We start from the raw sequence: 10691 nt of genomic DNA, 5'->3' as shown, positions 1-10691 counted from the left end.
CAATTGGGGCTATGTCCCCTTCACCGAGAGCGAGATCGCGTTCGCCGGCAAGAAGATGAAGCCGATCATCTTCAACGACCTCGTGATGGTCGCCGAATATGACGGCGAGCCGGTTGCCTTCATGATGGCGTGGCCCGACCTCAACGAGATGCAGGCCGACCTGAACGGCGAACTGTTCCCGTTCGGCTTCATCAAATTGCTGTGGCGCCTCAATGGCGGCTTCACCGGCAAGCCCAAGACACGCACGATCCGCGTGCCGCTGATGGGCGTGGTCAAGCGGCTCCAGTCGAGCCGGATGGCGAGCCAGCTCGCCTTCCAGATGATCGAATATATCCGCCGCGAAGCGATCGCCCACTATGGCAACACGCGCGGCGAACTTGGCTGGGTGCTCGAGGACAATCAGGGCATGAACGCGATCGCCGACGCGATCGAGAGCAAGATCAACAAGACCTACCGGATCTACGAAAAGGCGCTTTGATCGCTTCGTCATTGCGAGCGTAGCGAAGCAATCCAGTTCGGCCGCAAAGGCTAGGTAGCGGTGGATTGCTTCGTCGCTTTGCTCCTCGCAATGACGACCGCATTTCGATTATCGGAAACTCTATGCCGCGTCCTTGCGATCGCGGCGCCGGATGCGGCGGGCGCGGAGCGAGCTCGGCAACGGTGTCTCCGGCAGGCAGGTCGGCGTGGTGCGGAGCAGCACGCCTACCGCCTCGCGATCGAGCGCCGCGGCGAAGAGATGCCCCTGGCCGAGCTTGCAGCCGAGTGCCACCAGGCGTTCGCGCTGATCGACCGATTCGACGCCTTCGGCGACCACGTCCATGCCAAGCTTCTCGGCGATCCGCATCAAGCCATTGATGACCGCCGCCCCGCCCGCCTCGCCATCATCGGTCAGATGATCGACGAAGCTCTTGTCGATCTTGAGCGTGTCGACCGGCGTGAACAGCAAATGCGTGAGCGAGGCGTAGCCCGTCCCGAAATCGTCGAGCGCGAGCTTGACCCCAAGCCGGCGCAGCGCCTCCATCTGGCGCTGGACCATCTGGTCGCGCCGGCTGAGATAGACCGATTCCGTGATCTCGAGCGTGAGCCGGTCGAGTGGTGCTCCGGCAGCGGCGAAGATCGCCTGCACATCTTCCACCAACCGGCCATGCGCGAAATCGGCTGGCGCGAGATTGACCGCGATGCGGCCGATCGCGACCCCGGCATCCATCCACAGCCGCAGATCGGAGGCGACCGCGCGCAACATGATGCGCGTGACCTCGGCCGCGTTGCGGGCATCGGCGAACGCCTCGTGAAATTCGCACGCCGGCACGATCGTGCCGTCGCGTTCGCGGATGCGCGCGAGCGCCTCGAAGCTCAGCACCTCGCCATTGTCGAGCCGCGCGATCGGCTGATAGCGTGCCTCGATCCGGTCCTCGGCGATGGCGCGGCGTAGCTGATCGATCGCGCGCAGCCGGCGGTTCATGCGGGTCCGCAATTCCGGCGCGTAGAGGACGAGCGTGCCGCGGCCACCATCTTCCTTGCCGTGATACAACGCCAGATCGGCATTCTGCCGCATCACCGTGCCGCTCTTGTCATCGATCGAACGGATCGCCGCGCCGATCGTGATGCTCGGCACGAGCACATGGCCGCCGCAATCGGCGGGCGCGCGCAACGCTTCGAGAATGCGCTGGGCGAGCGGCACGACCTCGCCCGTCTCCGCGAGCACGGCGAGTTCGTCGCCACCGACGCGGAAGGCGCGGTGCGGCGCCGCCGCGTCCGCTAGGCGGCGCGCGATGATCCGGATCAGGCTGTCGCCGGTGCCGTGGCCGAACGTGTCGTTGACCAGCTTGAGATCGTCGATGTCGATCAGCAGCAAGGCCGAACCGCCGTGCGACGGCTCGATCAGCGCCTGTTCGAAACAGGCGCGATTGTGCAGATCCGTCAAAGTGTCGGTATAAAGCAGCCGTTCGTTGATGCGCAGCCGATGATCGCGCTCGAACGCGATCTGGCAAAGCTGCAGGCTCTTGGCGACGATATCGCGTTCGAAATCGGTTGGGCCGCGCCGTTCGCGATAATAAAAAGCGAAGGTGCCGACGACCCGGCCGGACGAGACGATCGGGCTCGACCAGCAGGCCTTGAGGCCGAGCGGCAGCGCGAGCGCCTTATAGTCCGCCCATAACGGATCAGTTTCGATATCGGTGACGGTCACCTGGCGGCGATGGAAGGCAGCGGTGCCGCACGATCCCGCGCACGCGCTGATTTTCAGGCCATCGATCGCGTCATTGTAGGTCTGCGGAAGGCTCGGGCCCGCGACGGGATGAAGCACGCCGTCGGAATCGACCGCCAGGATCGAACAGGTCGTTCCGGGCGCGAGCCGTTCGACTTCGCGGCAGAGTCGATCCGTCGTCGCGCGAAGTTCTTCCCCGCGCGCCACCATCTCCAGGATCAGGTTTTGGAGATACACCAACATACGACTTGCCCGCCCGCGACTCCCCCCGTTGGTCCCGGCTAGCCGGTTCTACTACAAACGGGGAATAGCCCGAAACGGATTAAGCTTCGGTATCGAAATGGTTAATTCTACCGAATCTTGATCCAAGTCGGAGCATGGTCGGATGCTTTTTCGCGACCGCGATAGTCCCGATCGACTCCGGCATCGACCAGCCGGTCCGCCGCCGGCGGGCTGAGCATCAGATGATCGATGCGGAAACCCGCGTCCCGTGCCCAGGCGTTCATCGTATAATCCCAGAAGGTATAGATCTGCCCGTGCGGATGGATCGCGCGGATCGCATCGGTCCAGCCGGCGTGGTTGAGCCGCGCGAAGCAGGCTCGGCTTTCGGGCTGCATCAGGGCGTCGTCGGCCATGCGGCTGGCAGAGAAGACATCATCCTTGCTGGCGGTCGGGATCACGTTCCAGTCGCCCGCCAGCACCACCGGCTGCTCGGTCGCGAACAGGGTTTTGGCATGGTCGAGCAAAGCTTCGAACCACGCGATCTTATAGTCGAATTTGGGGCCCGGCACCGGATTGCCGTTGGGCAGATAGAGGCCGCCGACGATGATGCCGCCGACCGCCGCCTCGATATAGCGGCTGTGACTGTCGTCGGGATCGTTGGGCAGGCCCTTGCGGGTCAGGTGGATGTCGAGGCCGCGCGCGAGGATGGCGACGCCGTTCCAGCTCTTCTGGCCATGCCACACCGCATTATAGCCGAGCGCCTTGAGTTCAGCCTCGGGGAAGCGCTCGTCGGGGGCCTTCAATTCCTGGAGGCAGACGATGTCGGTCTGCGTTTCCTCGAGCCATTCGAGCAGGCGCGGCAGCCGCGCACCAATGCCGTTCACGTTGTAGCTGGCGATCCTCATGCGCCTGACGTTAGGCGAACAGGATCAGATCGAGAAGCTGGTTCCGCACCCGCAGCCCGAGGCCGCATTGGGATTGGTCACGCGGAACGACGCGCCGCCCATATTCTCGACATAGTCGACCGCGCTGCCGCGGACGAGATCGAGGCTGACCGCATCGACCACGAGCCGGACACCGTCATGTTCGGCGACAATATCATCGCCCTCGACCGCGTCGGCCAGACCGAATTTGTACTGGAAGCCGGCGCAACCGCCGCCATCGACCGACAGGCGCAGGATCGCCGGCTTGCCCTGCTTGCCCGCGATCGCCGCGACGCGCGCGGCAGCGGATGGGGTAAGTTCGACGTCGCTCATAACGTGAAGATAGGAGCGACAGGCGCTCCCGACAATGGATGTCCGCTCACGCGGAAGCGGCACCGGCCCGCACCCCCACCCGGCCTCCCATAGAATAACCTGTTGGGAGGCCGGGTGGGGGTGCGGGCCGGTGCCGCGCTAAATCGAACGAAAATTAATCCTGGTCGTCGTTGGCGTCGTCCGGGCCACCGAGCGCGAGGCCGGCGGCGGTGCGGGCTTCCATCGCGGTCACATAATCGGCCGACTGGAGGAAGGGCACCGGATTGACCGCATGGCCATCGATGCGGACTTCGTAGTGAAGATGGCTGCCGGTCGAGCGGCCGGTCGAGCCCATCAGGGCGATTTCCTGGCCGCGCACGACGCGGTCGCCGGGATGGACGAGGATGCGCGACAGGTGGCCGAAGCGGGTCTGCAAGCCCTTGCCATGGTCGATCTCGACGAGATTGCCGTAGCCGCCCGACCATTCGGCGCGATCGACGACGCCATCGGCGGTCGCATAGACCGGCGTGCCCATCGGGGCCGCGAGATCGATGCCGGCATGCATCGCGGCAGCGCCGCGGAACGGATCGGAGCGGACGCCGTAGCCCGACGTGTAGGTCGCGGTCTGGACCGGTTTGGACGACGGCACCGAAATCGCGCCCGGCTGGGCGACCGCGTCGGCCTTCTTCCACGACAGGAAGAGCGAATGGAACTGGCTATCGTTGGCCGCGCTGGCGGGCAGGAGCGGGCCGCCGCTGGCCTGGATCTTGTCACCCTTCTGCGGGGCGGGGATGCCGCCGGCGAGCGCCGGTTGGGAGAGAGCGGCCGCCGCGAGGGCGACCAGACCGCAGGCGCGCAAGGCGCGAACGACGACGGTGGAAAATGACATTCTCTCTCCGGCGATGATCCGCACGGAGCCCCCCGCACGGTTAATGTGAACTGGTCGTTCTGGGTTTTTGCCCCTCCCGCGACGACGGGAACTTTTGTGGGCGATGTGCGTGCGCGTCTGCAACAGCTTGATAGAAATCAATCGTCAGACCGGCTGCCGCGCGCGCCGAGTCGTTGAATGGTGGCTTCAAACTGCCACGAAAATGCAGCGCGACGAGTGCACGCCATGCAAGCGCGGGAGAATCACCCCGAATCGCGCAGGCCTGATTGAACCAGCGCACGCCGGCCGCGACATGTCGCACTTCGTCTTGCAATATCCGGCTGAGAATTCGCGCGGATTTCAGATCCTTCCCTGCCTCGAACCGTGTGATCATCTGCGGCGTGATATCGAGCCCGCGCGCCTCCAGCACCATCGGCACGATTGCGAGCCGCGCGAGCGGATCGTGCGCGGTCGCCTCGGCTGCCTCCCACAAGCCATCGTGCGCGGGCAGCGCGCCGTAAAAGCTGCCGAGCGCGCGCAACCGCCGGTCGAGGATCGCGAAATGCATCGCCTCCTCCGCGCCGACGCGCATCCAGTCGTCAACGAAATCGCGCGGGAAATGCGCGCCGAACCGCCCGACCAGATCGAAGGCGAGGTCGATCGCGACATATTCAATATGCGCGATCGAATGGATCAGCGCGATCCGATTGGCCTCGGTCCCGCCGCCGCGCCGGGGCATGCGGTTGGGCGGCAGCAATTCGGGACAGGCTGGCCGCGCCGGACGATCGGGCATGGCGGCATCGAAACGCCAGTCGAGCCGGCCCAGCCGCCAGTCGCGCGCGGCCTTGCGCGCGGCCATCACCTTGGCGGCGGGATCGGCGGTGTCGAGGACGCCTTTGACCGCCTGGGCGAGGCTCAGGATGATCCCGTGCCCTTGAGCGCACGGGCGGCGGCGAGCACCTCCTCGGCATGACCTTTGACCGAGACCTTGCGCCAGGCGCGTACGATCCTGCCGTCCTCGCCGATCAGGAAGGTCGCGCGCTCGATCCCCATATATTTGCGGCCGTACAGGCTCTTTTCGACCCACACGCCGAAGCCTTCGGTGACATTGCCGTCGGCGTCGGTCGCGAGCGGCACCTTGAGATCATATTTGGCGGTGAACTTGGCGTGAGCCTTGGGCGGGTCCTTCGACACGCCGAGCAGCGACGTGCCTTCGATCTCGAACGCGGCGGCGAGCGCGGTGAAATCCTTGGCCTCGACCGTGCAGCCCGACGTATCGTCCTTGGGATAGAAATAGAGGACGAGCGGGCGTTTCAGCTGCGACAACTTCGTCGTGCTGCCGTCGCCCATCTGCAGGGTCACGTCGGGAGCGGCTTCGCCTTCCTGCGCCATCATCGTCTCCTTGGGAATCGTTGGAGCGGCCCTACCCCAGCGCAGCCACACGACGCCACTCCCGCGAGACTAGGCCGCGCGCTTCCTCATAAGCCGCAAGCAGGCCCGCCCAATCGGCATGACCGCAACGCTCGGCGACGAGCAGGCGCGACTCCTCCGGCGGTTCGGCCGAATCCGGCGCGACGAGACGGAGCGTGACCAGCATGCGGGTGAGCAAGGCGAAGGCGTCGCCAAACCCCCTGGCCACCAACCCCGCCGCTTCGAGCGCGGCGATCGCGGTCTGGAGATCGGGATCGAGCCCGATCTTCCTGCACAATTGCAGCAGGTGGATCGTGAATTCGGCATCGACCAGCCCGCCTTCGATCAATTTGACATCGAGCGGCCCTGCGGGCGGCTTGTGGGTGGCGATATCGCTGCGCATCTTGACCGCGTCGGCAGTCAGTTTCGCCGCATCGCGCGGACTGCGCAGGGTCTTGTCGATGATCGCCTGGACCGCGGCGCGCGCTGCCGCCGACCCGAAGACGGGCCGCGCGCGGGTGAGCGCCATATGCTCCCACGTCCAGGCGCTCTCCGCCTCATAGCGGGCGAAGCTGTCGACCGAGGCGGCGAGCAGGCCCTGATTGCCCGACGGCCGCAGCCGCGTATCCACCTCGTAAAGTGGTCCGGCCGCGGTCGGCACCGACATCGCCCCGCCGACGCGCTGGGCGAGCCGCTGGAAATAGGTGGTCGCGCCGAGCGGCCTCTTGCCCGCCGATTCCGCGAGGAAATCGCCGGTGAAGAGATAGATCAGGTCGAGATCGGAGGCGTGGGTCATCACCCCGCCGCCAAACCGTCCGAGCGCGAGGATGACGAGCTCGCCGTTGGGCACGCGGCCATGCGCGGATTCGAATTCGGCGACCGCGGCATGTCCGAGCACCTGCAACGCCGCCTCGGCCACGCGGCCATAGCCCCGGCCGACTTCGATCGGATCGGCCGCGCCGGTGATCAGCTGCGCGCCGAGCTCGAACCTCTGTTCCCCCACCGCGATCCGGATGCGGTCGAGCAATTGCTGATAATCCTCGCCTTTCTCGCCCCGGCTCCAGGCGGCAACCAGATCGTCGACCGTGGGCGCGGGTTCGAACGCGCTCGCGTCGATCAATCCGTCGAGCAGGCTGGCGCGGCGCGACAGCGCGCCCGCGAGCGTCGGCGCGTGGCTCAGGATCGCGGCGAGTTGGCCGATCAGCGCCGGACGCGCCTCGAGCAGGCGGAACAGGTTGATCGCGCTCGGCAGCCGCGCGACCAGATCGTCGAACCGGTTCAAGGCGGCGTCGGGCGCGGGCGCACGGCCGAGCGCGCCGATCAGGGCCGGCAGCACCGCGTCGAGCGCGGCGCGTGCGGCGTCGCTGCGGGTGGTGCGGGTCTTGCCTTCGCGCCACGCCTCGATCCGGTCGCGCACCGCCTTCGCGTCGGCGAAACCCGCGCCCGCCAGCACCGCATCCAGCGTCGGCGCCTCGGCATCCGCCGGATCGAGATCGTCATAGAGCCGCCCCACCGCCTCCGCCTGCGGCGCAAGCGCGGCGATCAGCGTCTCGCTGCCATCGAAGGCGGCCAGGCGTGCGACATTGTCGAGCGGCTCGGGATCGGCGGGCAGGCGGTGTGTCTGCTGGTCGTCGACCATCTGCAGGCGGTGCTCGACCGTGCGCAGCATGCGATAGGCGTGCGCCAGCGTTTCGGCATCCTCCGCCGGAATCAGCCCGGCTTCGGCCAGCGCCGCGAGTGCATCGAGCGTCGCGGGTGCGCGGATCGACGGCAGCCGCCCGCCGTGGATCAGCTGGTGGATCTGGGCGAAGAATTCGACCTCGCGAATGCCACCGCGCCCGCGCTTCACATCATAGCCGGGCCCGAGCCGCTGGCCCTGGACATGATGGTCGCGAATGCGCCGCGACAAGGCCCGCATCTCGTCGAGCGCGCCGTAATCAAGCGCGCGCCGCCATACGAACGGGCGGATATGATCGAGGAAGCCCTGCCCCAGCGCCTTATCCCCGGCCGCGGCGCGCGCGCGGATGAAGGCGGCGCGCTCCCACGGCCGCGCCGAGGATTCATAATGGGTGATCGCCAGATCGACTGGCACCGCGAGCGGGGTCGCTTCCGACGCCGGGCGCAGCCGCAGATCGACGCGCAGGACGTAGCCCTCGGCCGTCCGTTCCTGGAGCAGTTCGACCACACGCCGCGCGATCCGCACCGCCGCCTCGACCGGTTCCTCGCGCGGACGATGCGGCAGGGTGGCCGGATCGAAAATCAGGATCGGATCGATGTCCGACGAATAATTGAGCTCGCGGCTGCCCTGCTTGCCGAGCGCGATCCCGGCAAAACCCGCCGGCGGCGCGTCGCTGCGCTCGCTGATCGCGGCAGCAATCGCGCGGTCGAGCGCGCGATCGGCGAAATCGCTGAGTGCGCGCGTCACCGTTTCGAACGGCGCGCCCGCGAGATCGGCCAGCGCGACCGCCAGCGCCACCACCTGCCGTTCGCGGCGCAGTGCGCCGGCGACATCGGGATCGGCATCCGAGACGGCCCGCGCCTCGGCCAGCACCGCCGCGAGCCCGTCGGCCGCGAGCCGTTCGGCGACGTCCGGCCGGCGCCGCAGCCCCTGGCGCAGGAAGGGCGAATGGGCTTCGGCGAGCGCCACCGCCTGATCGAGCGAAAGGGGTTCAGCGGCCACAATCATCCCCGGCTTGGAGCATGACGGTTAACCAGCCGCAACTCTCGGCGCGCTCTGACGTTCTATCCGGCATGAGTAGTGCGAGTCAGGAGCGTAAGACCATGCGATGGGAGCAGCAACATGGGCCCCAGGCGGTCGCGATGCCGGCCCCGCATGAGGGAGTCCGGCGCGCTTTGCTGGGCAGCTTCGGCTCGATTCCGGCGATGCCCGACGATTTCGTGAGGCTGCTCGACAAGCTGCGCTGAGCGCCAGTCCCGGCTTTATTAGTCCTCGTCGGAAGGTTCTTGCGGCGATGGCGCGCGACCCCGGCTCAATTCGTCCACCTCGCCCATGATGCTGTGCAACGGACTATGACCGCCGGTCTGGTCGTCGCGCCGCGATGGCAGCTTTCCGCCGACCATGAGCTGTTCGAGCGCGACACGGCCGCGCGCGACGCGGCTCTTGATCGTGCCGACCGCGCAGCCGCAAATCTCGGCAGCCTCCTCATAGGCGAACCCGCCGGCGCCGACCAGGATCAGCGCTTCGCGCTGGGGCTGGGGCAGGTGCAGGAGCGCGCGCTGCAGATCGCCCAGATCGACATGCCGCTCCTGGCTTGCCGGCGCGGCGAGGATCTTGCTCGCGGTGATATCGTCCCATTCGCCCTTGAAGCGCGCGCGGCGCATCTGGCTGAGGAACAGATTGCGCAGGATGATGAAGGTCCAGGCACGCATGTTGGTGCCGGCCTGGAAACGCTTGCGCGCCGCCCAGGCCTTCAACAGCGTTTCCTGCACCAGATCGTCGGCCAGATCGCGGTTGCCCGAGAGCGAACGCCCGAAGGCGCGCAGATGCGGGATGACCCGGGCCAGTTCGGTGCGGAATTCGTCGTCGGAGAGCGAAACATGCTCGTGGACGACTTCGGCCTCATCCTCGTCGGCGGCGCGCTCGGTCATCAAAGCTGATCTCCGTGCGCGATCGGCGCGCGCGAAGCGAAATGGGGGCACATTCCCCTGCTGCAAGGCATCATGCGGTTCAAAGGTCCTTAGTGCCACAGCCAGACGATGACGACGAACAGGATCACCACCAGTGCCAGCGACACCGGCAATATGTAGCGCGTCATATGATTGGACGAGCCGGCTCGCGCCTCCGTCCGTGTCAGATGTGTTTCCTCTTCGGCCATCGCCCGAACCCCGTATATCGTTACAGCTTGCCAACGGATGCGAAATCCGCCGGTTCCATTAGGTCAGTGAAACTGTCCTATTTTCAGGCGGGAACGGTCGTGGCGTCGAAGAACAGGGCCTGGCTGATCGCCGCTTTCACGGTCGAGCGCTGGAACGGCTTGGTGATCAGGAAGGTCGGCTCGGGCCGCTCGCCGGTCAGCAGCCGTTCCGGGAAAGCGGTGATGAAGATCACCGGCACCTGGAATTCGGCGAGGATGTCCTTGACCGCGTCAATCCCCGAACTGTCGTCCGCGAGCTGGATATCGGCCAGCACCAGGCCCGGGCGATGCGCACGCGCCTGCGTGACCGCCTCGTCGCGGGTGACCGCGACGCCGGTGACGTTGTGGCCCAGGTCGCGCACGATCGTCTCCAGATCCATCGCGATGATCGGCTCATCCTCGATGATCAGCACGTCGGCACGGGTCTGGCGCTCGATCTCGCCGATCGCCTCGGCGACCAGGCTTTCGACTTCGTCCGCGCTGGTTTCCATCAAATAGGCCCCGTCCTCCGGCGTGAAGCCTTCGAGCTGGGTCAGCAGCAGCGCCTGGCGCGAGCGCGGCGTGATCCGGGCGAGGCGCGCGTCGGCGACATTGGCCGCATCGTTGCCCGCCTCTTCGTCCGCCCGATCGGGATCGGCGTTGGTCGACCGCCAGATGCGCTGGAAGGTGCGGTAGAGGCCGAGCCGGACATCGACGTCGCGCGGAAACTCGTGCGGCGCGGCGACGATCGCCTCCAGCGCGGTGCGGACATAGGTATCGCCATGTTTCTGATTGCCGGTGAGCGCGCGGGCATAGCGGCGCAGGAAAGGAAGGTGGGGTGCGAGATCCTGGCCGAGCGACATGGCGTTCAACAGCTCCTGAATAAGATAAGGCCT

General features: G+C 66.6%; 10 protein-coding genes and 1 pseudogene. 1 reads left to right on the top strand and 10 read right to left on the bottom strand.

The window, feature by feature from the left end; translation table 11 throughout:
- Window positions 1-478: pseudogene (locus tag VK533_RS09935) on the top strand (N-acetyltransferase); the annotation flags it as partial.
- Between the two features lie 120 nt (window positions 479-598).
- Here the strand turns inward: VK533_RS09935 and VK533_RS09930 are convergent.
- The 10 genes from VK533_RS09930 to VK533_RS09885 form a co-directional block, all read right to left on the bottom strand.
- Window positions 599-2449, bottom strand: coding sequence for a putative bifunctional diguanylate cyclase/phosphodiesterase (locus VK533_RS09930; protein ID WP_324376960.1), 1851 nt, complete (start codon window positions 2447-2449; stop codon window positions 599-601).
- A 107-nt stretch (window positions 2450-2556) separates the two neighbouring features.
- Window positions 2557-3333: an exodeoxyribonuclease III gene (locus tag VK533_RS09925; RefSeq protein ID WP_324376958.1), complete on the bottom strand. Its 777-nt coding sequence runs from the start codon at window positions 3331-3333 to the stop codon at window positions 2557-2559.
- A 24-nt stretch (window positions 3334-3357) separates the two neighbouring features.
- Window positions 3358-3684 carry an iron-sulfur cluster insertion protein ErpA gene (gene erpA, locus VK533_RS09920; RefSeq protein WP_324376956.1) on the bottom strand — a complete coding sequence of 109 codons (327 nt, stop codon included), beginning with the start codon at window positions 3682-3684 and terminating at the stop codon, window positions 3358-3360.
- 154 nt (window positions 3685-3838) lie between these two features.
- Window positions 3839-4552, bottom strand: coding sequence for a M23 family metallopeptidase (locus tag VK533_RS09915; RefSeq protein ID WP_324376954.1), 714 nt, complete (start codon window positions 4550-4552; stop codon window positions 3839-3841).
- Between the two features lie 40 nt (window positions 4553-4592).
- A complete protein-coding gene (locus VK533_RS09910) occupies window positions 4593-5456 on the bottom strand; it encodes a ferritin-like domain-containing protein (protein WP_324376964.1) in 864 nt (287 codons plus the stop codon).
- The gene (locus VK533_RS09905) at window positions 5447-5923 is read right to left on the bottom strand and encodes a peroxiredoxin (protein WP_324376952.1); all 477 of its coding nucleotides are present in this window, start codon (window positions 5921-5923) and stop codon (window positions 5447-5449) included. The genes VK533_RS09910 and VK533_RS09905 overlap by 10 nt, the downstream gene beginning before the upstream one ends.
- A gap of 31 nt (window positions 5924-5954) precedes the next feature.
- Window positions 5955-8627: a bifunctional [glutamine synthetase] adenylyltransferase/[glutamine synthetase]-adenylyl-L-tyrosine phosphorylase gene (locus VK533_RS09900; RefSeq protein ID WP_324376950.1), complete on the bottom strand. Its 2673-nt coding sequence runs from the start codon at window positions 8625-8627 to the stop codon at window positions 5955-5957.
- A gap of 257 nt (window positions 8628-8884) precedes the next feature.
- Window positions 8885-9550: a sigma-70 family RNA polymerase sigma factor gene (locus VK533_RS09895; RefSeq protein WP_324376947.1), complete on the bottom strand. Its 666-nt coding sequence runs from the start codon at window positions 9548-9550 to the stop codon at window positions 8885-8887.
- An 89-nt stretch (window positions 9551-9639) separates the two neighbouring features.
- Window positions 9640-9777, bottom strand: coding sequence for a hypothetical protein (locus tag VK533_RS09890; RefSeq protein ID WP_324376945.1), 138 nt, complete (start codon window positions 9775-9777; stop codon window positions 9640-9642).
- A gap of 83 nt (window positions 9778-9860) precedes the next feature.
- Window positions 9861-10658, bottom strand: coding sequence for a response regulator (locus VK533_RS09885; RefSeq protein ID WP_324376962.1), 798 nt, complete (start codon window positions 10656-10658; stop codon window positions 9861-9863).
- Between the last annotated feature and the right edge of the window lie 33 nt (window positions 10659-10691).

The sequence above is a fragment of the Sphingomonas sp. genome (genome assembly GCF_035317925.1).
Lineage (GTDB): Bacteria > Pseudomonadota > Alphaproteobacteria > Sphingomonadales > Sphingomonadaceae > Sphingomonas_I.
Note: the sequence above shows the minus strand (reverse complement) of the source record. Positions and strands in the feature narration are given on the sequence as shown.